General features: G+C 45.4%; 19 protein-coding genes. All 19 read right to left on the bottom strand.

Going from position 1 to position 25,693, the window contains the following annotated elements:
* A partial coding sequence (locus BZJ17_RS13270) for an oligosaccharide flippase family protein (RefSeq protein WP_077641051.1) occupies window positions 1-878 on the bottom strand: 878 nt, incomplete at its 3' end.
* Window positions 850-1,956 carry a glycosyltransferase gene (locus BZJ17_RS13265; protein WP_077641050.1) on the bottom strand — a complete coding sequence of 369 codons (1,107 nt, stop codon included), beginning with the start codon at window positions 1,954-1,956 and terminating at the stop codon, window positions 850-852. The genes BZJ17_RS13270 and BZJ17_RS13265, both read right to left, overlap by 29 nt.
* The gene (locus BZJ17_RS13260) at window positions 1,949-3,031 is read right to left on the bottom strand and encodes a nucleotidyltransferase family protein (RefSeq protein WP_108743823.1); all 1,083 of its coding nucleotides are present in this window, start codon (window positions 3,029-3,031) and stop codon (window positions 1,949-1,951) included. Before BZJ17_RS13260 ends, BZJ17_RS13265 begins: the two co-directional genes overlap by 8 nt.
* Complete coding sequence (locus tag BZJ17_RS13255; protein WP_077641049.1) at window positions 3,018-3,620, bottom strand: NeuD/PglB/VioB family sugar acetyltransferase; 603 nt, start codon at window positions 3,618-3,620, stop codon at window positions 3,018-3,020. The genes BZJ17_RS13260 and BZJ17_RS13255 overlap by 14 nt, the downstream gene beginning before the upstream one ends.
* Entirely contained in the window at window positions 3,617-4,759 is a 1,143-nt protein-coding gene (locus BZJ17_RS13250) for a LegC family aminotransferase (protein WP_077641048.1), read from the bottom strand. Before BZJ17_RS13250 ends, BZJ17_RS13255 begins: the two co-directional genes overlap by 4 nt.
* Before the next feature lie 8 nt (window positions 4,760-4,767).
* Window positions 4,768-5,958, bottom strand: a complete 1,191-nt coding sequence (locus tag BZJ17_RS13245) for a UDP-N-acetylglucosamine 4,6-dehydratase (protein ID WP_077641047.1) — start codon at window positions 5,956-5,958, stop codon at window positions 4,768-4,770.
* Between the two features lie 399 nt (window positions 5,959-6,357).
* Complete coding sequence (locus BZJ17_RS13240; protein WP_077641046.1) at window positions 6,358-7,326, bottom strand: Wzz/FepE/Etk N-terminal domain-containing protein; 969 nt, start codon at window positions 7,324-7,326, stop codon at window positions 6,358-6,360.
* A gap of 50 nt (window positions 7,327-7,376) precedes the next feature.
* Window positions 7,377-7,760 carry a four helix bundle protein gene (locus BZJ17_RS13235; protein ID WP_077641045.1) on the bottom strand — a complete coding sequence of 128 codons (384 nt, stop codon included), beginning with the start codon at window positions 7,758-7,760 and terminating at the stop codon, window positions 7,377-7,379.
* A 190-nt stretch (window positions 7,761-7,950) separates the two neighbouring features.
* Window positions 7,951-10,596, bottom strand: coding sequence for an SLBB domain-containing protein (locus tag BZJ17_RS13230; protein WP_347230982.1), 2,646 nt, complete (start codon window positions 10,594-10,596; stop codon window positions 7,951-7,953).
* Between the two features lie 105 nt (window positions 10,597-10,701).
* A complete protein-coding gene (locus tag BZJ17_RS13225; RefSeq protein WP_157893193.1) occupies window positions 10,702-12,024 on the bottom strand; it encodes a capsule assembly Wzi family protein in 1,323 nt (440 codons plus the stop codon).
* 395 nt (window positions 12,025-12,419) lie between these two features.
* On the bottom strand, window positions 12,420-13,850 hold the full coding sequence (gene cysN, locus BZJ17_RS13220) for a sulfate adenylyltransferase subunit CysN (RefSeq protein ID WP_077641043.1): 1,431 nt from the start codon (window positions 13,848-13,850) through the stop codon (window positions 12,420-12,422).
* Window positions 13,851-13,853: 3 nt separating this feature from the next.
* Window positions 13,854-14,822 carry an acetyltransferase gene (locus tag BZJ17_RS13215; RefSeq protein WP_077641042.1) on the bottom strand — a complete coding sequence of 323 codons (969 nt, stop codon included), beginning with the start codon at window positions 14,820-14,822 and terminating at the stop codon, window positions 13,854-13,856.
* A 3-nt stretch (window positions 14,823-14,825) separates the two neighbouring features.
* Entirely contained in the window at window positions 14,826-15,464 is a 639-nt protein-coding gene (cysC, locus tag BZJ17_RS13210; protein WP_077641041.1) for an adenylyl-sulfate kinase, read from the bottom strand.
* A gap of 5 nt (window positions 15,465-15,469) precedes the next feature.
* Window positions 15,470-17,191, bottom strand: coding sequence for an SLC13 family permease (locus tag BZJ17_RS13205; protein WP_077641040.1), 1,722 nt, complete (start codon window positions 17,189-17,191; stop codon window positions 15,470-15,472).
* 12 nt (window positions 17,192-17,203) lie between these two features.
* Complete coding sequence (gene cysD, locus BZJ17_RS13200; RefSeq protein ID WP_077641039.1) at window positions 17,204-18,118, bottom strand: sulfate adenylyltransferase subunit CysD; 915 nt, start codon at window positions 18,116-18,118, stop codon at window positions 17,204-17,206.
* 270 nt (window positions 18,119-18,388) lie between these two features.
* Window positions 18,389-19,747, bottom strand: coding sequence for an MBL fold metallo-hydrolase (locus BZJ17_RS13195; protein ID WP_077641038.1), 1,359 nt, complete (start codon window positions 19,745-19,747; stop codon window positions 18,389-18,391).
* A 184-nt stretch (window positions 19,748-19,931) separates the two neighbouring features.
* Entirely contained in the window at window positions 19,932-20,864 is a 933-nt protein-coding gene (locus BZJ17_RS13190; protein WP_077641037.1) for an alpha/beta hydrolase, read from the bottom strand.
* A 332-nt stretch (window positions 20,865-21,196) separates the two neighbouring features.
* The gene (locus BZJ17_RS13185; RefSeq protein ID WP_077641036.1) at window positions 21,197-22,363 is read right to left on the bottom strand and encodes a nucleotide sugar dehydrogenase; all 1,167 of its coding nucleotides are present in this window, start codon (window positions 22,361-22,363) and stop codon (window positions 21,197-21,199) included.
* A gap of 108 nt (window positions 22,364-22,471) precedes the next feature.
* The gene (locus tag BZJ17_RS13180; protein ID WP_241836808.1) at window positions 22,472-25,576 is read right to left on the bottom strand and encodes a glycosyltransferase; all 3,105 of its coding nucleotides are present in this window, start codon (window positions 25,574-25,576) and stop codon (window positions 22,472-22,474) included.
* Window positions 25,577-25,693 lie beyond the last annotated feature (117 nt).

Raw genomic sequence — 25,693 nt, 5'->3', positions numbered from 1 at the left:
GAATCGGCCTTATTATTAACCAACTCAGTGACCTTTTTAGTATAAACTCGTGAGCATGCCTCTGAAACCATAAACAGTGGGCCTATAATTAACTTCAGGCTCATAGAGTAATAACCGACAACTGCCGATGAAAATAGCAGTTGAAAACTATATATTGGTAGGCTCGCTGAAAAAGAGTTTATGACCGCATGAAAAACTTGATACTTAGGAAAATCGATAAATTTTCTTATTATGGCTAAATATTTAGTGTAGTAATTAGTAGCGAGACGAAAATTTATGCTGCTAATAAAATAGATAAAACACAGCACACCCGCTAAGAATGAGACGACCGCACCTAAAATCAAACCTTCTTCACTAAACCCCATCCAACCGAAAGCTATTTGCAGCGCGACCAAAAATAGAGCTTTGACCAAATTAGCATTTGCAATTAACTTAAACTTTCCGACCTTGTTTGCTACATTAGAAAAAAGATTAAACGAACCAACCAGCAAGCCGGATATAGGCAGAAGATAGTAATAATTTGCTATCACCTTTTCCCCATAGAAAGTGGATAGGGAAAAATCCAACAAGCCAATAAGTATAAAGAGCATGATTGAAAGAGTAACACCAATCATCATACTGATATGAACTAGGTAATCCACATGCTTAGAAAACTTCGGTAGCAGGATCGCCTGTTCATATCGAGCATGAATGAAGGTGGAAATCATGGTAGTTATCGAAATAAAGACGGCAGCGTTACCAAAATCTTCAGCCGTGTAGATTCTCGCTAAGTATGCAGATGAAATAAAAACAATAATTTGCGCTAACGCTGTACCTGTCATTAATGCCAGAACATGCTTAACGTAACTGTTATTTGCGACCAAGTCTTTCCCACCCATCAATCACAGAAGTCCAGTTACTCAGTTTATGTATGATGTTTCTATTATGATTCTTCTCATCAACCGACAAGAGTGGCCTATCTAGCAGCCCGCCGATTTCATCAATCGAATCAACCTGTTCAAAAACCGTTCTTTCACTGCTTAATTCGTCATATTTTAGCCAACTTCCGGTGATAACTCTATTTCCGGCATACATATGTTCTTGCATTGACATTGAAAAAGCGTCTGTAATTTGAACTTGTATAAATATATCTGTCTTGATTCTCAAGTAGGCAATTTCAAAATCTGTCATATATTCTTCTAAGAAAACAACATTTAAGCCTTCTGTTGCCGCCTTAATTTCATTGATATAACTGCTGTCTTCGACACCGTAAGTGAACGGGAACACAAATACATAACTATCGACATGACACTTATCTTTAATGGTCTTTATCACCTTCAAGTGCTGCTGTGCCCTTGAAGCATTGTAACCAATGGTCACTATGGTCTTGTTATCAAACTTATTTAATGATTCATAAAAGTAGCAGTTGTCATTATTGGCATCTGCTTTATTAACCTTGTCGACCAGATCAAGAGACAAACTGCCAAATCTATTGATTGTAATTTGCTTTCCTTTAAGACTATTGGAAAATTTACTGACCAACTCTCGCTTCATATTTTCCGAGGAAATGTTAATAACATCTGCCATACCTATCATGACGCCTAACAGTTTTTGATATTTGCACCTTAATAGGTCCGAGCCCCAAAAAACTAAATTCAGGCTCTCACACTTCAATTTCAATAGCGGTAAAATTGGTAGATAGTATATATTTACAAAGTGAACATCTATTGATTTGTACTTTGAGTTGCTCGAAAAAAACCATTTATAAAAACTAAAGTAGAAAGCAAAAAGTTTATATAAAGAAACTTCAGAATCTGGAATAAAGTTATAAACATTATCGGCTGATATTTTACCGACTTGATGCCTTTTGCTGAGAATCAAATCCACTTGAAGATTTTGATTGAGTTTTTTCAACTCACTTATCATTTCTCTTATGAAGATAGAATTAGGATTACCTAAAAGCAGTTTTTTATTCATATTTCAGACCTTTAAAACTATCTTCATCTGATAGCCTCGAAACTGTTTTCATATACTCAGGCCATTCACCAATATCAAGCCAGGAATTTTCACTAATTGGGAAAACTCCAACTCTTCCTCCAGCAGCTCTAACATTTTCAATTAAATCAGTAATATGAAGAAACGTATTGTCTGGAATTTCTTGTAAAATATGTGGTTCTAAAATATAAACTCCGGTGTTTATTTTGAAGGAAAAGTTAGGTTTCTCCTGCATTTCTAACAGTAAACCACCTTCACCAGTGACAATGGTACCATATGGAATAGAAAAGTTTTTAAGTGCAGCCACCAATGTAATATCATTTTTATTTTCTTTGTGATATTTATATAGTTCGTTCAAGTCCTGATCGATCAATATATCACAGTTAGTCACATAAAAAGTACTGTTTAATTTCCCCTTTAGTATGCTAAGTGAACCCGCTGTACCTAATGGTTTATCTTCTGAGAAATATTCCACCTTTGTATTGACACTCTCCAAATAGTATTGGATCATTTCTTTTTTATAATTAACCGACAGATAAAAATCTTCTGAACCAGCAGATTTAAAGCGATGAATAATCTCTTCCAGTATGGTTTTTTCACCAATTGGAATTAATGGTTTAGGCAGTATATTCGAGATTGGCTTCAAGCGAGTCCCCTTGCCACCGGCCATGACAACAACTGGGACTTTATTTTTTATTTTTACCAGCGGCTCATCGCGCTCTGAAATCTCTTCCCAAAAGATCACATCTTTAATTTCTGACTGTTCATCTAGTATCGGCATAAACTCTGCCCGCATGGACAGCATTAAAGACTTGATACAATCAATCGAATCTAAGGTAGTCGCAACCACTTTATCATCATGGTTGATATTGCCTAAAGCGTCGCTAAGTTGATGGCCTTTAATAATAGCACGCTGAATATCACCGATAGAAAGCAAACCAATATACTGACCTTGTTCGTTCTTGATAATCAGTAATTTTTTTTTAATCGCATCCATTTTATTGAGTGCCATAAAAAGCGTATTATCAGGATACACAGATAGATCATCTATATTCATTTTTACTTCTCTTATACATTGAGTTCGCTTTGATAAATAAAGCATCCGCTCCTGTCACACCATGTTCGACAATGGCACCACTACCCACAAAGCATTCATTTCCGAGTTTAACGCTACCATTGAGTATCGCTCCGGTTGAAACATGGCAGTGGGAGCCGATTTCAGAATCGTGTTCTATCAGCGATTTAGTGTTAATTATACAGTTTTCACCGATCTTTGCGTTGACATTGACCACAGCATCATGCATCACGATCGTTCCTGCACCAACCAACGCCGAATCGGCGACATACGCTCGCCTAGAGATAACAGTGGCCAACTTACCATTATTTTGAGTAACGATGCTACTGAGCTTAATACGCAGCGACGCACTTTCAATTTGACCGACGGTAAGTAAAAAATAGCAGTCTTGCTGTGTGTATTTTTTTATATCGTCATCGGTGCCAATAATAGTGTGATTTAGAATCTTTTTTCCAAGGTTGGCTGGTGTATCAAGAATGCCAAGGATCTGGTATTCAGAGCTAGACTCAATCACATCGATACATGATGCACAATGCCCGCCGCCACCGACTAAAATCAATTCTTTCTTCATGCCACTGGGCTACTTGGTAAGTTAACTAAACGCGCTTCAAACCACTCAGAGATGCTGAGATCTGCGGTTATACAATCCTTGAACATCGGTAATCGGTGCATCAACTGCCAAATAGGCCGTGTCATTACCCCGGCGTTGTTCGTCTCAGAAAGCATGGTATTTCGGGTTTCCTGATCAGGACACAAAATCGCGTTTAACCAATAGTTTGATGAGGCATACGCAGGTTCGGTAATAAACCTTACATCGCTATTGGCAAAAAAGGCTTGATACTGCTGTGCAAGGTGACGCTTTTTGGCTAAATAGCTTTCTAATACTTCCATTTGTGCGCAGCCTAGTGCTGCGTTCAAATTTGGCATCCGATAGTTAAACCCTGGTTCGTCGTGATAAAACTCATAAGGATGCGGCACTTTGGCTGTTGTGGTGACATGCTTCGCACTCTGGCCAACGGCCTCATCAGCGCACAGCACCATTCCCCCGCCACCGGTTGTGATAATTTTGTTGCCATTAAAGCTGAGTGCACTGCACAGCCCAAAGGTGCCAGTGTGTCTATCTTTGTAGTATGAGCCTAAACTTTCCGCTGCATCCTCTACCAGCGCGATATGCCACTTTTCACACACTGCCACCAGCTCATCAAGTTCGACGGGGTGACCAAAGGTGTGCATTGGCACTGCGGCTTTAATAGTCTGTTTTGTTTCTCGATGAATACAGCCTTGCTCGGTTAACTCAGCATGTTCTTGTAAGTAGCGATCCATGGCTTTTGGACAAAGTCCTAAGCTAACGGGCGACACATCAATAAATAACAGGTCTGCGCCCATGTGATAGACGGCGTTGCAGGTTGCCACAAAGGTCAGCGCTTGCGTGATCACCAAATCACCACGTGCTACGCCTGCAATATGTAATGCCGTATGCAGCGCCGCGGTACCGTTCACCGTTGCGACAGCGCGGGGACTCCCGGTAAAACGCGCGACACGCTCTTCGAATTGCGTCACATATTTACCAACACTGGAGACAAATGTACTGTCAATGGTATCGGTCACATAGGCCTTTTCATTGCCGTGAAATGTCGGGGCATGAAGCGGAATAAACTCATTGGTTTGATAGAGATCCCGCACAAACTCAACTAACTGGTTGGACGCCATGGTGCACCTTACATTTTTCCATCTAAGTATTTACCTGTTTCTTTATGCCCAAAGCCCGGGATCATCTTAAAAAACAAGGCAACAATGTCCGCTTTCGTCCACGACTGTTGCCGCTTCATCTCGCCGATCTCTGCTTCAAAAAGGGCTAACAACGCATTTTGATAATGTGGTTCATTTTTTATGATGCCAAGATTTTGGAAACGAGCCATATCTAGCGTCTCGTTATCAGTAAAAAACTCTTCAAAGTCCTTCTCACCCGTGGTGTCGCTCTCAGTAAACAGGCAAGGCCATTTACCTTGTACAGGAAGGGTCTTCGCAAGCGCTCGCGCTTCTTCTTCACTGTCGCATAAGTGGGGTTGATAGCCTCTATACTCTAGGTATTTGATAGCAATATCGGCGAAAGAAATGAGGTGTAAAGACTCACTCAACTTGGGGAAGAAGATGTCACGATTTTCACCAAAAATACAAGACATTAAGCAAAGTTCACCGGACTCCTGAGGCGTAACGAAATAGCGCTTAATATCATTGGGGGCGACAATGGGCTGTTTTTTAAGCAATCGCTGATTAAAGCCATGAAGCAGGGAACCGTCAGAGAATGCCACGTTGGCAAAGCGTGCAGTTGAAATGGGGAGCTTTTCACTACTGCGCATGAGGAACATCTCCATAATACGCTTTGATGCCCCCATCATGTTGACTGGGTTCGCGGCCTTATCGGTAGAGACGCAAAAATATTTTTTCGCACCCATTTTGGCCGCTTGCTCAACAGTTTTATTGGTGTTAAATACGTTGGTTTCAATCATTCGCATCAACGTGAAAGGATCTTTTTCGCTCCGAACATGCTTGAGTGCCGACAGGTTTAAGACGTAGTCGTACTGACCGTCAGCTTTAATAAATGCATCATACTCAAGCGAGCTAATATCAAGCGCGAACGTTTGGAAATCACCCGTAATATAGCCAATTGCACTACGTACATCTCTTACTAGCTCGACCAGATTGTTTTCGCTAATATCAACAACATGCAGCTTTTTAGGGTTACGCTTGAAGATTTCTTTAGTGACCGCTTGACCAATCGAGCCTGCGCCACCCAAAACGAGAAAGCGCGATGAAGCGACAATCCGCTCAAGTTCAGCACTTGCGTTTGCAATATCCGAGGAAAAAAGCGCTTCCTCACGACCGATGAGTTTTAAAATATTATCCATTAGCTACCTATTCTTATTGGTAATCATTTTTTAGTCACGAGAATGGCATGAACATCTGAGTCATGAAAGGCGTCCTACTATGGTCGCTCAGCACATTTTGCTCATCGCGCAAGGACTTCTGCTCGCTCATCGACTCTAGTTCGGCATGTATCTTCTTTCAATATAACATCGGGTTGCCAGTGTATTAGTTCAAAATACGCAGAATTCATACCGTGCAGCTATTAACTCTTTCGCTTTTCTCCGTATTCCGTACCAAAGCGCTCTGTACCCCACTCCCGAATACAGATTACTGAGTACAGAAAAAGCAAGAGCCCAGATGCGCAGACGTTATTGTCTTTCCTAGTCTCTAGCTTCTAGAAGCGAAGCGTCTCGTCTCTTTGTTCCCAAAAGCGAAGCGTCTTATTCTTCATCTTGCCTAAACGCAAACCTCACTAACACAATCGCAACTCCGAGCATACCGCCCAGTAGCGTTGCCAGTATACAAATCAACGCTCGTTTAGGACCCGCTTTTTCCTCAGGGACAATGGCAGGATCCACGGTTTTAAACACAAATTCGTCTTGCACTTCGGCCAGCATCAGCGTTTTGGTTTGCTCTTCAATCAACTGGTAAAATACGTTCTGCATTTGGGTCAGGGTTGTATTTTCTAACTGCTGACGCAAATAGGCGATGTTGGTGTTGGTTTCTTGTAGTTTGTCAGCTTTCATTCGCGCATTAATCGCGGCAACCAACTTTTCTGTCACGTGTTGTGCCATTATTGGTGATTCTGACTCAAAGCTAATGGTGACTAAGCCGTTGTCTTTTTGTTCGTTAATAGATAGAAACTTAGAAAACGCCTTATAAAGCTCCCAATCGGTGGGCGCTGCAGGTTTGTTTACCCGCGCCCCTTCAGGCTTTAACCACGTTTTTGTCTCAGGGTTATAACGCTCAGAGTCGATTTTCCATTCGCCCGTTTCTTGGTCCCACGCCTCAGCCGCCATTAGTGGCACTTCTAGCTGATTTGCATGTACAAATTCGCTAATAAACTGGCGTGATTTTAATGTCGCGAGTGCAATTTGCGTCTCACTACCACCATTACTGCCGAGATTTACGCCAGCAAGAGACGCTAAACCACCAAGTTGATCTGCCATGCTGGCTAATCCGCCTACGCTTTTTTCATTAGCCGGTGCGAGCAAGGCTTCAGATTTGTAGATATTTGGAAGGTGAAGCGAGTACCCCACTCCAGCCACGACAAATACAAATGTCACCGCAATGATTAACCATTTACCTTGCCACAATGCGGCAAATAGTTCACGGAGGTCGATTTCATCATCGGCTGCCATTGGTGGTATGGGGGGAGATTGGTAGTGTTGTTTTAAATTTGAGTTCATAAGTTTAATTCAATGATTACAGAATACGGAATACAGAATACAGAAAAAGACTAGTTATCGGGGCAAATATAGTCAGCGGGGGCTTCGTTTATCCGCGTTTGCTTTGTTTTGGATAACCGACCGATACTCGCTGCAATGGTTTCAGCATCATTTATCCAAGTTAAACCTGCCGTTCTTTCTATATATCCAATCTCTATGCCTATATAAATTTGAGTAATAAGCTCCGCCGTTGACGACTTTGCAATATTGAGAAACCTCAGTTGGTCTTTAACAGACTCTCTTTCTTCACCCTCTGCGATGTTCGACGGTATCGATAAACCAGAGCGAGTAATTTGATCTTTAAAGCCATAGTCGTTACAGGCACGCATCGTCTTGTAAATCTCACAAGATAAACGACATGCGCTTTGCCAGACTTTTAACTTTTTAAATCTCAATAGATGTCCTTATCTAAGAATCCCTGTTATTAAAAAGCAGTCAGTGCGTGCACTGCGGTTATTGCTCTTCTCCGTATTCCGTAAGCGAAGCGCTCCGTATTCCAACTTCCAAATACCGGTTACAGAATACAGAATACAGAGTACGGAAAGAGCAAAAACCAATTCGATCAAGAGACTGCTCTTCCCCGCTTTAGTCTTTAACCGCTTGCCATGCTACGCCAAGTTGATAAAGAATTTGCGTGGCGGTCGAGGCTGTGCTTAATCCATCTAGGTAATCAGTATCAATGGGCACAACGATCGTGTCACCGGGTTCGAGTTGTTTTTGGTTACGACTAAACCAAAAGCTATTGTTGGGTAACATCACTGAACCATCAGCTCTTACTACGTAAATACGATCTTTATCAGCTTGTTGCTTTGTGCCACCAGCACGCTCAAGATAATCACTCACCGTCATGCCGGGCTCAAACAATTGGTTTGAAGAGAACTGAACCTCTCCCATAATACTAATGACAGGGTTCTTAGGTGGTACATATAGCTTGTCGCCACCTTCAACCATAATATTTGCCACTTGATCGCCGCTAAGTGCTCTAGGGAGTGAAATCACCATACGGCCTACCGCCTCTGCGTTTTGCAACTCTTCAGCAAGTTTTAGTGCCTCGCTTGGGCTCGTAGTGTATTGCGCACTGGTTGTTTGGCGACGCAGTGCTAAGCTGCTAATCTCTTGCTGCAGTTGGCGATTGAGCATTTTAAGGCGCTCTTGCTCTTGGCGTTTTAAACGCTCTCGGCTAAATACCGCGCCTTTCGGATAAGCGAATTGCGTTAATCCCCCTGCGCGTTCAATCACATCTTGTAGCGTTTCACCACGCTCAAAGGCATACACACCAGGGAAACGGACTTCGCCTTGTAGCTCCACAGTGTTGTTTTTGTGCCAGTTTGGCTTGGTTTTGATATTAATCCGATCTTGTGGTTGTACTACAAAGCCTTTGGTATTGTTTGCCAGCATCGCACTGACATCAACGGGATAATGACGAACAGTAAGTTTGCCATTCATGATCTCACGACGGGTGATTTCAGCTTGCTGTACATAAGCAGACTCAGCAAGTCCACCCGCAGCGTGAATCAACGAGTTAAAAGTGCTGTTTTTAGATAATGGGTATACGCCTGGGAATTTGACGGCTCCGCTCACCTCTACAACACGCGCGGTTTGGTCGTAAGTCGCTTGATCTTTCAATCGCTCAATGATCGGTAATAGCTCAGCTTCTCGAGTAGTACGCTTTTGCTCATCGACCGTTTCGGTAATATTGTCAACAAAGCGCTCCGCTTGTTTACGTTGTTGCAGGTCAATTTCAGCACCAGTTTCGACATCAATCGCTGTGGTTGTTAATGCCTGGCTATTGTTTTGCTGTTGCTGTTGCTGTTGCTGTTGCTGTTTTGTTTCAGCATTGATGTCAGCATCGTCCCAGAACTCACTATCAACCCCATTGCTTAAGATAAATATCTGATCTTTAGGTTGTAGTGTAATGTTTTGCTCGCTATTCGCATCGGCAATAATTTGATTAATTGAGAACTGATAGGTATCAATATGCCGATTAGCATCACGCTCGCGCACCACCAGCGCATAGTTAAGATCTGCACTTGGTTTTAACGTACGCTTAGGGTCGCCCAATATGTCGCTAAGTTTTAGGTTTGGCGTATATTTGAATGCCCCTTGCCTAACCACTTCTCCACGTAACACAATCGCGTTATCCAAAGTACCAGCACTTTTGGCGATAACAATTTGATCGCCATTTTTGAGAGCAAAGTTTCGGCCTTGGCGTGTGGTAAGGTCAAGATTAAACTGTTTTTTCCCTGTTTCGGTTTGTCGCTTAACACTCACGCTGCTTAAATAACCTTGCGGTAAGGTACCTCCCGCCATGGCTATCGCATCCCCCAAGGTCTTACTGTTTGCGGTTAGCTCATAGTAAGCTGGCCGCAAGACTTCACCCTCAACACTGACTTGAGGGCCGCGTGCTGGGACAAAAAGCGTATCGCCTTTGAGTAAACGTATATCATCTTGGCTATTGCCACGCAGTAGCAGATCGTAAAGGTCTAGTGTTTTAACAATTTTACCACTACGTTTTAATTGTATTGCTCGCAACGAGCCTGTTTCTTTGATACCACCACTTGCGATCAGTGCTTGCGTTATTGTTGTTAATCCATTGACGGTGTACGCACCCGGCTGTTTGATATCGCCGGTTAAATACACTTGCATGGTACGCATCGCACCGATATCAACAGTAACATTTACCCCTATAACACGCTCGGCAAACATGGCTTGTATTTTGTCACGTGCTTCCCCAAAGGTATAACCTGCAATAGGCATAGGGCCGTATTTAGGGAAATGGATGCTGCCATCACGTTTAACCGTTAATTGATATTGCTGGTTCTCTTTACCAAACACTTGAATATCAAGGGTATCACCGGCGCCAATTAGGTAGTCGTTAGGAAGAGGTAAATCATCAACCACCGTGGTTGATAGGGGTTGACCCGCAAAAAAATCGTAACCAAACGGCGTTAGCGAGTCTTCACCTTTTTTATCTGTCGCGTTTGTTTGTTTTGACGAGCTTGTTAGTGGCGCTCCAGTCACACGTTGAGGAACAGCAGGCGTCGCGCTGCTGTCTCTTTTATCAGTCACGCTATTTTGCTGAAGCATTGATAGGTCAATGCCATATTGCTTCGCCAATTGCTTTTGCTGCGCGGGTGACAATTGCTGCAGTTGCTGTAGTTGACTCGCCGATAGCGAAGGGGCGGCTGTTACCTTTACACTGATTAGCATAAAGGCCGTTATAATCAGCACACCGCACTTTACGGGCTGGCGTAAGATTAATCCTAGGTGAGACATTAACATGACAAGATGGATTCCATTTCTGCTGTTAGTGTAATGAATAAGACATGAGTCGGCTTAAAAGCGAAGCTTATACTGGCTCCACACGCGAGTGTCGCTACTATTATTAATAGGCGCATCAGTGTTCGTTAATCCAAGAGTAAGCCGCCCGTTAAAGAACGGAAAATGGTACGTACCTTCGATCTCATGCCAAGTCTGTTGATTTTGCTCTTTATTGGCCGCCGACAACGACATAGCATGATCATTGGTGAACTGGCCATACAAAGCAATGGATTGACTATTGTCGAGTCCATAACTTGTGCTGTTACCACCGCGCTGACGGGACGATAAGTCTCCATCACGCGCTGGTGTATCAGATAAATCATCTTCAAAGTGCGTCATGGTAGAGAGATGCTCAATCGCTACCCTGACACTCTGCCCGTAAAGCTCTGTTTGTCCACTCCAACCCAGTAAATTCACGGCAGGTGCTGTCGCTGAATAGTTACTAGCCAGTTCACCGTATATAGCATGGGCTAAGGGTAGCTCACCACTTGGTAACGCAAGCTTTGCATCAATGGCCCATTGCTCACTCTGTTGCATATACTGTTTTGGTTCCGTCCATTGCTGGTAACTAAGGCCATATTGCAATGAACTAATCGGCTGGCTAATAAAACGAACAGCAGCGTGGGCATCGTAACCGGTTTTGTGTGGCAGGACATAGACAGCCTCGATTGACCAAAACCCTAATATCGGCATGGCGTTACCAAGATAACTAATACTGGCACTCGGTGCGGCTTCTGTTCTGGTTCCCCAGATTAACGTGTGCTGCCAACCTTGCCCCCACCATTTAGGCATAGTGCCAACTGTAAACAACCAACGACCATCATTGAGGGCAAAGTAAGAGTCTTGCCATGTATAGTCTTTGTTACCTTGCCCATCTTCTCGATACTGATTAGCGACTTTAAACGCGTATTTATGATCCATTTTTTGGTAGTAGCTCGCCACTTGCCATTGATGCTTTGGCGTATCGCTATAACCAGGATCAGTCATTGCCGCGTCGTTAGCGACTTCAAGATCAAACCCAATAGGCGCTCGATTGAGCTTGGCTGAATGCGCGCGATAACGAATGTGATTACGCGCGGTGTCGAGCATCCTCTCTCGAGACGATACAGGCTGACTGCCAGTATTAGGCACTGTGTCATCGTAAAAGCTAGACCATCGAAGTGGATAATGATTGATTGGTGCATGCAGTCGACCTGCATCAGAAAGCGCCGTTAGATCTGCACGCAAAAATGGGTCATTCGCTTCCAACCAAGGAGAGGCTTCTGCTTGCGCGCTGATCAACAGCATCAATAGGGACACTGTTCGACTGCCGCCTAAGTAAGGGAATACTCGGTTCATCCATTTTGAACATTTCATGGGTATATGTAATAACGTTACTCGTTAGGTCAGAAAGGCGCATCGCGGCATCTATGATTATCATTTAGGCACGCTACCGCCATGAGGTGTCGCTCCTCCCACGCGCATTTTTACTCGTTTTAGTTGCCACTTTGTTACGCAAGGAGTATTTGAGCACAGAGCACCCAAAAATCAGACTTTTCTGATTGATCGCCCACAGCAATGCGTCAAATGTCTGACGTATTCTACATTGCTGAGACACTATTTAAAGTTAAAGTTAGGTCAAACTCACCATAACCTATTGATTTGATTGTTTACTCATCAATTCCAATGATAAAGCTGTGGGAGGGATCACGATAATTATGTTTTATGGCTACGGTATAACCTAGTGAGAAAAATCATAGACCTTGATTTTTAATATCAACACACCCCCACTCTGGGTAGTACTCTCGAATGTATGCGTTTAATGCTATTTCAGCGTCAGTGTATTCTCTCTGCGACGGCTCGAGCTCATCCTGCTGATTAACACTATGAACCATACCCGCTCCAACAGTGAGATTTGTGTAACGATCAATCAACACAAAAGCGCCTGTTTTAGGGAGGTACTGGTAACTGTCTATTGGCGTCTTTTCAGTCAGGGTAAAGTCCGCTAAGGCAATCTCGTTTAATGCCAAGCTTTCACTATCCAACGCGTGGGTGTCGAGCGTATTCACATCAACTTTATGCTGAATCCCTGTTACTTTCCCTGTTGCTGTATAAGTGGCGAATTTGACCCAAAGATCTTTGTGTGTACGTAATGGCACTTCATCCATCCAAACCACATGAGCGCTGAATTGATTTGTCACAGTAGGTTCGTGGCCGGTATGGACTAACATGTCGCCGCGAGAAATATCGATTTCATCTTCAAGCGTTACGGTAATGGCATTGTCTGGATACGCACACTCTCGATCACCGTCGTAGGTATAAATCGAGGCAATCACTGATTTTTTACCTGACGGTAGCACTGTCACATTATCCCCAACGCGCACCGTACCCGAGGTTAATGTGCCGCAATAACCGCGGAAATTAAGATTGGGTCGATTCACGTATTGCACAGGAAAACGCATGTGTTCTGTGTCTTTATCTTGGGCGACTTTTACTGTCTCAAGCAGCTTCATCAACGTGGCGCCAGGATACCAATCCATGTGTTCGCTTGGCGTAACAACATTATCGCCTTTGAGTGCAGAAATGGGCACAAAACGAATATCATCCACGGTGAAGTGCTTTGCCATATCACGATAATCTGCTTTGATACGCTGATAGATTTCTCGGTCATAATTCACCAAATCCATCTTATTCACAGCCACAATGATGTGTTTAATACCCAATAAGCTACAAATATAGCTGTGACGTCGCGTTTGGGTTTGAATTCCGTGGCGTGCGTCCACCATCACAATCGCCAGCTCACAAGTTGAAGCACCGGTCACCATATTACGAGTATATTGCTCATGCCCAGGCGTATCCGCGATGATAAATTTTCGTTTGTCGGTCGAAAAGTAACGATATGCCACATCAATAGTAATGCCCTGCTCTCGCTCTGATTGCAGACCATCCACTAGCAACGCCAAGTCAAACGCTTCGTTAGTCGTGTTGAATTTTTGCGAATCTTTTTCAATGGCAGCCATCTGATCTTCGTAGATCAACTTGCTATCGTAAAGTAAACGACCAATCAGGGTGGACTTACCATCATCCACGCTACCACAGGTGAGAAAGCGAAGTAGGTCTTTGTTTTCATGAACCTGCAAGTAAGCTTCAATGTCTTTGCTGATTAAATCTGAAGAGTGGGACATAGTTTATTGCTTCCTGTAATACTGATTCAGCGCATCGATGAAAGTAACTAACTCGGATATTGGGAGTTGATTAATTCCGGCCGCTGCTTTGCGACCACCGCCTGTGGGAAATTGCCCACAGATCTCATCGGCGCCATCGCGCTGGTTAATCGGTGCTCGTACGCTGACGGTGTAATCTTTTCCATTCGGGTTCAGTGTTAGTATCGCGTGGGCTTTATCAGGCGTTTGATTGGCTAATTGGTTACCGAACACGCCGCTAATACGCCTTGCCCAAGAAGCATTGGGTAAACAGTAGATGGCGCTTTCTGTTGATGTATGCTCTGGCGTTACTGCCTGTGCTTTGGCCATATCGGCGGCGTAACCCGCTTGTAATTGGTAAAATGGCGAGTTGCTGTCGGCTTGTAAGTCAAAAGGAGAATCATAGTTCATTAACACTTGAAACAAGTGCGCCGGCGCAAATAGCAAATCCTGTTCAGTCGCCCCATAACCGTTGTAGTTAATCAGCACACCTAGCTCATTTAAGAACTGTTGCTGGTTCATGTTAAAGCCATACTTTTTACCAAGTGCATCAGCGGCTGCCACCATGTTATCGCCATAGGCAGCACTTACCGCCCATGCAGCATAGCGGCCACCTAAATGTCGGTTAATTAGCAAGCTCGTACAGGTATTTGCATTGGTATTAATAAGTGCAGTGAAGTTATCCGCAACGGGTATCTCCCCTGTTCGATGGTGATCGCAATAAAAAACAGGGATCTGTCGTCTGATAAGCGCTTCAAGGGCTGATTTGTTTTTCTCCATCGAGATATCAAGCACAGTGACACCCGACACATCCGATTGCTGTGCCACGTGACTAAGTAGCTGAATATCGCGTTTAACCCCTGTGACTAGCGTGCTTGTCAGTGGCGCGGCTTTTCTTAATTGCAACAAGGCTAAAATGCCATCCGCGTCGCCATTAAAGACATCGTAATGCATCGGTTAAATCGCCCCCTCTGGTAACGCGGTATTAATATAATTGTGTGATTTTAGGTAGTTCATCACCTGCTGCGCACAAGTTTGAATGTCGTCTTGGTCTGTGCGTAAATGAATTTCAGGTGCCAGTGGTGGCTCATAAGCAGAATCGATACCGGTAAAATCTGGGATCTCACCAGCACGGGCTTTTTTGTATAGCCCCTTAGGATCGCGAGCTTCACAGACTGAAAGTGGCGTATCAACAAACACTTCAATAAACGCCGCATGACCCATGCGAGCACGTACTTTTTCTCGGTCAGCTCGAAATGGTGAGATAAAGGCAGTGAGCACGATTATCCCAGCGTCGACAAATAAATTGGCGACTTCCCCAATGCGACGAATATTCTCTTCTCTATCCGACGCGCTGAACCCCAAGTCATGATTTAAACCGTGCCGAACATTATCACCATCAAGTAGATAACTATGCGCACCAGCCATGAGTAGTTGATGATCAACCGCATTCGCAATCGTGGACTTTCCGGAGCCACTAAAACCGGTGAACCATAGCACTGCTGGCGTTTGTTGTTTAAGCTCGGCCCTTGCTTGTGGGGGCACGCTATTGTTATGCCAAGTAATATTTGTGGCATGTGTCGATATCTTGGTCATGGCACTCACACAGAATGAAAAGGGAAGACAATCGGGATCAATATTGTCACGATGGCGATATATGTAAGCGTAATTGGCCAACCTACACGGATAAAATCGGTAGGACGATACTCACCAGCACTCATGACCATTAAGTTAGTTTGATAACCAAAAGGGCTGATAAAGCATGCGCTCGCTGCATAGGCAACCGCCATAACCCAAGGCATTGCATTAAGGCTTAAACTATCCGCAATGCTAAGTGCAATCGGTATCATCAACGCCGCCGCCGCGGTATTCGTCATTGTCTCGGTTAGAAGAACCGTTGAAATAATTAAGCCAACGAGTATAACGCTTAGCGGTAAACCATTAATGTCGGCTAAAAAGTATGTAATTAGCATTTGTGCTAAGCCACTCGTTTGTACAGCGGTTGCAATAGACAGCGCGCACACCAGTATGGTCAAAAGCTCAAATGGGAACCGACGGCGCAGTTGGCTACTCTCCACAACACCAAGCCCTAGCATAATCACTAAATACAACGCCAGGCTTTCAATAAGGCTGCACAGCCCCAGTGCCCCTGCGCCTATTGCGGCGAAAAATCCGCCAATAGCAAAGATATTTTGTCTGATGCCAAGAGGAGTGTAAGTTTGGTAATCTGATAGCAAAAAGAAATTGCGCGTCAAATTTTGACGGCGTGTAAAGTCTGGCCCGACGGCGAGAACAAGTTTGTCGCCGCTTTGAATGGGGTTGTTACCCAATTTACCACTAACGATTTTACCTTCGCGTGAGAGCGCAATGACGGCAGCATCAAATCGAGCGCGAAAGCCAACTTGTTTTAGCGTTTTCCCGATCAGTATTGATTCAGGGCTGACCAACACTTCTCGTACATTGTTGGCCGGCAAATCACTTTTATCAAATGTGGTCAACCCTGGCATAGCCGTAACCTGCTGGACACAACGCACATCACCACTAAATAGTAACCTATCGTTGGGCTGTAAAACATCATCGGGCTTGACTGGTGACATTAAGGTATCACCACGAATGATCTCCGCTAGAAACAAACCATCCAATGCGCGTAAACCATTCTTGATTACCGTTTTGCCAATTAAAGGACTATTGGGCTCAACGCGGACTTCAATGAAGTACTGACTTTCTAGCTGTGGACTTTTTACTTGTTGTGGTAACCACTGGCTTACCACGAAAATCATCGCACCACAGCCAAGTACTAGCGCGACGCCAATGGGTAAAAAGTCAAACAGGTGAATGCTAGGGCCACCTTGGGTAACAACAAGCCCACTTACAACTAAATTCGTACTCGTCCCGATCAAGGTGAGTGTTCCCCCCAAGATCGAAAAATAAGACAAGGGGATCAAAAGGCGCTGTGGCGCATGCAATTGCGATTTAATTACCGCTCGCATCATCGTCGCGACGACAGCGGTATTATTGAGCAATGATGATGCCACAGCACTTACCCCCCCTAGTTTAAGCAAACTGACAAGGTAACTAGGATGAGAGATATGCTTTGCCAGTGTATTTAACAGTAATGTACGTTCTAGTACGATAGCGGCAAGCATAAGGAGAATAAGAGTGACAATACCGGAATTTATGACATGACTGAGCGCAGTTTGTATACTGACCTCTCCACCTATAATAAGCAGAGCCGTGGCGAGTACAAAACTATGGCTTGCTGGTCGCTTCGTCACCACCAGCATAATAATTAAACCAACTAATACCAGTGCAGTTAACACCATCTTTTTGGCCTTTTAAAAGTAGCCTTCGCGTTTTTTCTTCTCCATGGAGCCCGCACTATCATGGTCAATAGTTCTACCTTGACGCTCTGATGTCGTGGTCAAAAGCATTTCTTGGATCACTTCCGTCAGTGTCGTTGCTTCTGACTCCACTGCACCAGTCAATGGGTAGCAACCTAGTGTTCGGAATCTTACCATTTTATATTCTGGCACTTCGCCGTCAGCTAAAGGCATGCGCTCATCATCGACCATGATTAACGTCCCATCACGCTCCACAACTGGGCGTGGTTTGGAAAGATACAGTCCAGGTATTTCGATATTTTCTAGGTAGATGTATTGCCAAATATCAAGCTCAGTCCAATTAGAAAGGGGGAAGACTCGGATACTCTCGCCTTTTTTTATCTTTCCGTTGTAAATGTGCCACAACTCAGGTCGTTGATTCTTTGGATCCCAACGGTGATACTTATCCCGAAACGAGTATACTCGTTCTTTGGCACGTGATTTTTCTTCATCTCGTCTCGCTCCACCGAAGGCTGCGTCAAACCCGTATTTATCCAGTGCTTGCTTCAGGCCTTGGGTTTTCATGATGTCAGTATGCACTGCACTTCCATGTGTAAAAGGGCTGATGTTCATTGCCAACCCATCAGGGTTTTGATGCACAATCAGCTTCATTCCCGCTTTTTCTGCCATTCGGTCACGGAATTGATACATCTCTTTAAACTTCCATGTGGTATCAATGTGCATTAGTGGAAATGGAGGAATGCCTGGCGCAAAGGCTTTTTTTGCTAAGTGCAGCATCACAGAAGAGTCTTTCCCAACGGAATAAAGCATCACTGGGTTATCAAACTCTGCAACCACTTCACGCATAATGTGGATAGCTTCGGCCTCTAGCTGTTTTAAATGCGTCATTTTTTGTTGTAATACTGACATATTACTGCCTTATCCCCTGTGAATAACCTTGTTAATAGAGTACACTTTTTAACCAACCTTTCGCCATGCTACCGCCATGAGGTATCGCCCCCCCATGCGCTTAGCTAACATCTGGCATCCTTTATGCGCATTGCTACGAATAAATTATACGCTCATGAGTTTACTTGCTAACGCATAGCGGCAAAAGGGTTAGCGATGAAAAGTCGGGGGGAAGCTTTTAGTGTGGTGTTTTTTTGCTCTTTTCCGTTGTTCGATATCTATCCCTAGGTTTTATAATACTGAGATCGGCTTTCTCTCTATCTTCGCGCGCAGTAACTGCTGGCTGCTCGGCTCACCATGAATAAGGTGGATTTGCTCGGGGGGAGGCTGAATGCCGTGCACAAAGTTGACTAAGTCGGTTTGGTCAGCATGGGCTGAGTAGCCCGATAGAGTATGAATTTGGGCTTGAACGTTTATTGCTTCGTTGTCTATCCAAACGTGCTTGTTTCCTTGTTGAAGCTCACGCCCTAGGGTGTGTTGGGCTTGGTAGCCGGCCAGAATAACGTCCGTGCGCGGGTCAGGGAGTAATGCATTCAAATAGTTCATGATCCGCCCGCCTTGGCACATGCCGGAAGCGGCCACCACAATGGTGGGTTCTCCGGTCTGTTTGAGGCGATTCACTAGCGCTTGGTGTTGGCTGTGTGCATCAATGGTAATGCATTGGTCAAACGCTAACGGATGGCGGTGTTGATTCAGTTTAGCGTTGGCTTCTTTGCTCCACAGTTTTTTGAAGTGGCGATATTGGCGCGTGACCTGTTGGGCCATGGGGGAGTCGAGAATAATAGGAAGCGCATTATCTAGCTGCTTTTGATAAATCAGCTGTTCGATATCAAAGAGCAATTCTTGGGTACGACCCACACTGAATGCGGGGATCAGTATCGCACCTCCATCTTGCAATGAATGCTGAATAATTGCCTCGAGCCGCTGTGAACGCGTCGCGACGGATTGATGTGTTTTGTCTCCATAAGTGGATTCGAGATAGAGAATGTCTGCGCGCGCAGGCGGTTTAGGATCGGGTAATAGTGGCGTATTGCTTGGGCCTAAATCTCCTGAGAACACCACGCGCCGCTCATCAGGCAGTTTTAACTCCACATACGCTGAACCCAAAATGTGCCCGGCGGGTTGAAGGCGCAAATACGTCGCTGAATGCCCTTTCTGCTTTGGTTTTAGTCGGTGCCAAGTATTATAAGGTAGGTAAACTATCAACTGGCTAATACGCTCTAGTATCCGCTGGCGATCGCCATGCCGCATGTTCAATTGCAGTTTTAATGTATCATCAATCAACAGTGGCACCAGTGCCGCCGTCGCTTCAGTGCAGTAAATGGGTCCAGAAAAACCCGCCGCCAGCAACCAAGGCAGCAAACCGCAGTGGTCAATATGCGCATGGGTAAGAATAAGCGCATCGATACCTTTGCCATTGAGGTGCACTCTCGCCTCTCGCGCTTCGTCACCTTGGTATTGGCCGCAATCAATCAACAAACGCAAACCACTCGGTCTAATATCTAGCTGATGGCATGAGCCCGTCACTGTATGATAGCCGCCATGGTGGGTGACGGTGAGGATGTCGTTATCGATGGAAGTATTGGGCATGGTGATGTCCTTGGGAAAAGATTATGGAATACGGGAAAGAGCAGACCGTGCGCGCATCAGAGTTCTTGCTCTTTCTGTACTCTGTATTCCGTCATCGGTATTCGGGAATTGGAATACGGAGCGCTGCGCTTACGGAATACGGAAAAGAGCAGGCTGTCTCGCATCGGTCTGCTCCTTCCCGTATTCAATCTCTTATCATCTTATTCATCATTTGTTCTATCAATGGGCTTGGGTGGCCATTGTCGTCGGTAAGAAAGTAAGTGTGTCCCCAGCTTGGGTCGAATTGGTCGTTAAAGGCATCGCAGTCGGTTACCGTCACCTTGTGAGCGGGCAACACATCAAGGTTTTCTGGCCCTGTCATCCCCAGACGCCGAGTGATGGTGCGATGACGCATATTGACCACTTTGGAGGCAGCCATGGCTAAATCATCTGCAGCATAATAAATGTGGACTTGTTTAGCCGCATCCAGCACAGATCTGCCCGGCTGCTGAGGTTCTAAGGCTTGATTATCAACATCCGCCGCCACCATAAAAATATGTCGGAACCATTGTGGCATGGTATCCAGCCCCACGTGTTGATGCCAATGGTGAAAGGTACTGATTAAGGTTCGGTTTCCCATAGAATGCGCCAGTATATTCATACTTCGCTTGCAGGGGCTCGCTTGTTGTTCTGGAGCGCGACGCCATTCATCAAACATCGCCAGTAAGCGACTAAAAGCCAGACCAGATGCCGTGGCTGCCAGTTGATCGTCCCAGTAATCATCAATCATGCCGAGCCGACCATCGTCATCACAGGGCCAGATGATCGGTACGACCATAATGGCGTTGGGTGCAATTCTGTCAAATTGAACCTGAAGCGTGTGGGCCATCGGAAAAACATGACGCTCCATGTGATTGTTATAGCCATGAAGTAAAAAGAGGATCTGGGTTTGGGTGGGTAAGGCTTTTAATCTCGCCATAAACGGCGCCGCTGTCAGCTCTTGATATTCACCCTGTCCCGCACGCTGGCAAAAATACACCCATTTCGATATATCGGTGTTTTGATGATCAAAACTCAACCAACGGCTGGCCTCACTTTTCGGTCCCTGTTCAGGAATGCGGCTGGTGATAAATAACATAACATCATCCACGGATTATGAATGTACAGTGAGGATACGTAAGGTCGATGGTTGAGTTGTATGGTGTTAAGAGAGTTTTGCGAGGGAGAAGACGGAAAGAGAGGAAGATCCTAGGGTCCTAGGGAAAGGTTACGGAATACGGAATACGGAATACGGAAAGAGACTAGACGCTTCGCTTCTAGAGACTAGAAAAAGCAGCCTCGTGCTCGCATCGGGGCCTTTGCTCTTTCCGTACTCTGTATTCCGTCATCGGTATTCAAGAATAGGAATACAGAGCGCTTCGCTTACGGAGTACGGAAAGAGCAGACCGAGCCCGTACTGTGGTTTTTCCCTCAATCCTCGCCAAACAGATCACGAGTGTAGACTTTGCTTGCTACGTCTCGAATTTCGTCGACCATCCGGTTGGCAACAATCACATCCGCGCGCTGTTTAAAGCTATCCAGATCAGTGATCACTTCGGAGTTAAAGAAGCTTTGCTCTTCAAGTACAGGTTCATAAACGATAACGTCAATCCCTTTCGCTTTAATGCGCTTCATAATTCCTTGGATCGCCGAGGCGCGGAAGTTATCTGACCCTGCTTTCATCACTAAACGGTATATACCTACAACTTTGGGCTCGCGCTTGATAATCGCATTGGCAATAAAATCTTTGCGAGTGGTGTTCGCATCGACAATCGCTTGAATAATATTGTTGGGCACATCTTGGTAGTTAGCAAGAAGTTGGCGAGTATCTTTCGGCAGGCAGTAACCACCGTAGCCAAACGAGGGGTTGTTGTAATGATCGCCAATGCGTGGGTCGAGCCCGACGCCTTCAATGATTTGCTTTGCATCTAAACCATGAGACTCGGCATAGCTATCTAACTCATTAAAGTACGCAACGCGCATCGCTAGGTAGGTATTGGAAAAGAGCTTGACCGCTTCTGCCTCGGTAGAGTGCGTAAGTAGTAGCGGGATATCTGTTTTGATCGCCCCTTGCTGCAGCAGGCTGGCAAAGGTGCGCGCACGATCTGAGTCTTCACCGACAATGATACGTGAAGGATAGAGATTGTCGTAGAGCGCTTTGCCTTCACGTAAGAACTCCGGCGAAAAGAGGATATTATCGCAACCAAATTTTGCTTTAATGCTTGCAGTGTAGCCGACCGGGACAGTCGATTTGATCACCATCACCGCATCCGGATTAACCGCCATCACATCCTGAATAACCGCCTCAACTGAACTGGTGTTAAAGTAGTTGGTTTCGGGGTCGTAATCAGTGGGTGTTGCGATCACAACAAAATCAGCGTCTTGATAGGCCTGTTTTTTATCTAGCGTCGCAACAAAATCGAGCGGTTTTTCTTTCAGAAAACGCTCGATCTCCGCGTCTACAATCGGCGACTGCTTGTTATTCAACAGGTTGACCTTCTCTTCTACGATATCAAGGGCAACCACTTGGTTGTGTTGCGCCAGTAGCATGGCATTCGACAACCCGACGTAACCTGTTCCTGCAACGGCAATTTTCATTAATTATCCTTGGCTACACATTTATATGTTTGCGTATAAGGCGAGGAAACATTCTTGGCAATGTTGCTTCTATCATCTCGCCTTGGATGATTCACCTAGTAATAGTAACTATACCCTTGGGCTCTCAGCTATCGAGAAATCTTCTCGGGCCATAGTTAGATTTGGGTTATAACAAGGATCATTGAGCAAAATATCTTTCCATTTCGCCTGCATATACGCCACTTCTTTGCTAAAACGCGCTTGCTTTTCGGGCGTGTCTTCAAAGCCGCGGGTTTTCGACTCGTAATGATAGAGCTCTGCAAACGGTGTCCATACGTTGTCATAGCCTGCGTGTTTTAGCTTTAAGCAAAAGTCGATATCATTAAATGCGACGGTTAAATCAGCTTCGTTCAATCCCCCTACTTGCTCAAACAGCGCTTTGCGTACCACCAAGCAAGCGGCCGTGACCGCCGAATAGTTTTGCGCCACAATCGCTCGGCAGGCATAACCAGGCTGGCCTTTCGGCAAGTGTTTATGTGCGTGACCTGCGACACCACCCACCATTATCACGCCACCATGTTGCAAGGTGTTGTCTGGGTACCATAAACGCGCACCGACGGCACCCACATTAGGCTGAATCGCGCGGCTAACAAGCTCTGTGAGCCATTCTGGTGTAATCACTTCCACATCATTATTAACAAGCGCAATCAATTCTCCGTTCGCTTCAGCCACCGCCTTGTTGTTGAGCGCTGAGTAATTAAACGGGCTGTCGTCACGCAACACGCGCACATTATCGTGCTGTGCTTGTAAGTTTGTCAGGTAAGTTAAGGTTTGCTGACAATCCGAGCCGTTATCGACAATAATGATTTCATAGTTCGGATAGGTAGTTTTTTCTAAAATAGAGTCAATACATACCTTTAGTACCTCCAAGCCGTTACGGGTCGGGATCACTAGGCTGACCAAAGGACACGGTGTTGGCAGGTGGTAACGCACCCGAGCGTAATCGCGTTCAGGATGCTGCTCAACAGTCGCTTCAACGTTTTGACGCGCAAGATGCTCCTCGACGGCTTTGATGCCCGCAAGCAAGGCATAAGGTTTTTCATCGCCGCCTGTGGCGGTACTACCCTCAATAGCTCGCCAGTGGTAGAGCACTCGAGGGATATGAATGATTTGCTCGCGATTGATGTGTTCAGAAAACCGCAAAACAAAATCCCAGTCTTGCGCGCCTTCAAACCCTACGCGGAAGCCGCCAATATCGTTAGCGATTTGTGTTCGATATACGCCCAAATGTGAGACATAATTCATATTGCGAATTAATTCTGGGTTCCAGTCCGGTTTAAAATTGGGGTCGTAACGCGTTTGTCCATCAGCGGTTAGCTTGTCTTCATCGCTATAAATCAACGCCACATCTGGGTTGGCGAGGATAACTTCAGACACCCAATACAATGCATCGATGGTCAGGGTGTCATCTTGATCCATCAAGGCAACAAACTCGCCGCTAGCGATAGTTAAAGCACTATTGGTCGCCTCGGAGATATGGCCGTTCTGCGCTCGATGTACCACCTTTATACGCTCATCTTGCTGCGCATAAGCTTGTAGTACCTCGCTCACTTCAGGATCAGTGGAACAATCATCCGCAATACACAGCTCCCAATGTGGATAAAGTTGCGCTTGTACTGACTCAATTGCTTGCTCTAAGTGCCCGACGTCTGGATTAAAAACCGGCATTAGTACCGAAATGAGTGGGCGGTGTTCAAAGCTGGCTACCCGCGCAGAGATCGCTTGCTGAGCCGCTTCGCTCGGGGCTCCATACTTGGCCAGCCAATGGTCGTACGCGTCTGTCACTGCCGAACGACTCTGCTGTGCTTTAGTTGCCGCGAATAGCCGACGCCACCCGTATTGACGATAAAGACGCCAGGCTTTTTTGCCCACGGCTTTTAGCCCCCCGTGTTGTACACACAGTTGATTTAATAACGTCACATTCGCCTTTAACCGACTAATAATTTGCTTAGGTTGTTGAATCAATACTCCTAACCCGCGCACCGGTGCCGTCAGACGCCATGACGTTGAGCGACGGATCTCGGCAATGGCATGCTCTAGTGCCTGGTTGTGTTGTTGAGTAAGGCCCAACTCTGCCTGCACCGCGTTATTCGCTTGTTCTACATCACGTTGCTTATGCTGAGCTTGCGCAAGCTGTTGCTGAATGGCGCTTAGTTCGGCATCACGCTCTACTAGAGCGGCGTCACGCTCAGCCACAGCCGCAGTTTGCTCATCTAATGCTGCGCGAAGCTCATGAATGCCATTTTGCAATTCTGCTTGGCGATTGCGGGCATCGTCTTGATGCTGAGCAACATTCAGTTTTAAATGGTGAATCTGGGCTAACTGCTCGTAATACGCACGGCTGATGGTTTCAAACAGTTGATTTTGGCTGTTCTGGCACACCGCAGGATAATTGGCGGATAGTCTTTGAAATTCAGGATCTTGCGCAAGCACACTGGGGTTACTCTGCGATTCGCTCAAACGTTGAATACACTTAAACAAGGCAATCACCCAAGGAGACACATGCTCTGCGCAATAAAGATCGGTTAACGTAGAGGCACTATGACACAGTGATGGATCGATATAGTCTTTGCAGAACGCCTCAAGATCTTTTTCGGGAGCTGGTGGTAGAGCAATAAACTCTGCTAATTCTGTCATTACCTTGCGGGGAGACTGCAACAATGCCTCAAACGGTGCCCAGTAGAGCGACTCATCCGCTAGCAACGTGAGGTTATCAAAGGTGTGGTGCCCCCAAAGCAAATAGCCATGCAAGTCAGTAAACTGATCGCGCTTACGTAGAGACTTCACAATGTCTCGCGGATTACGAAGCGCATAAACATATTTCGGTTTAATGCCAGCGCGAGCAAACACAGCTTGCCAAAAAACAAGTAAGCGTGAGGTGCGCGGATCCTTAAAGCCGTAGCACCCTAACTCATCAACGCGTTTAAGGAGCAACGCGGCAGCCTCATCAATCAGTGCATCGACAAAAGAGTCGTTTAGATCTAGCTCTGGTTGGTAAGGGCTAAACCACACACAGCCGCAGTGCGCCAATAGTTTCTCGTTGATGGAAACAATGTCTAAATCTTCCCAGTGACCTTTAGGGTTAAATTCTCCCTCGGGCATCAGGTTTTCACTCAGTGACACGCCCAGTACTTGCAAGGCTTTTGTTAGGGCACTAGTACCACTTCGATGCATACCTAAAACGACGACTACCTGCCTCGGAGGTTTCGGTAGAACATTACCAGCGTTGGACTTAAATCCACTGTTCATAATTATTCTCTACTGCTTTAACGTTGAATGACAGAAGTCGAT

This window comes from Salinivibrio sp. IB574 (assembly GCF_001996205.1).
In the GTDB taxonomy this organism is placed as follows: Bacteria; Pseudomonadota; Gammaproteobacteria; order Enterobacterales; family Vibrionaceae; genus Salinivibrio; species Salinivibrio proteolyticus.
This window is presented reverse-complemented; position numbering and strand designations above follow the sequence as displayed.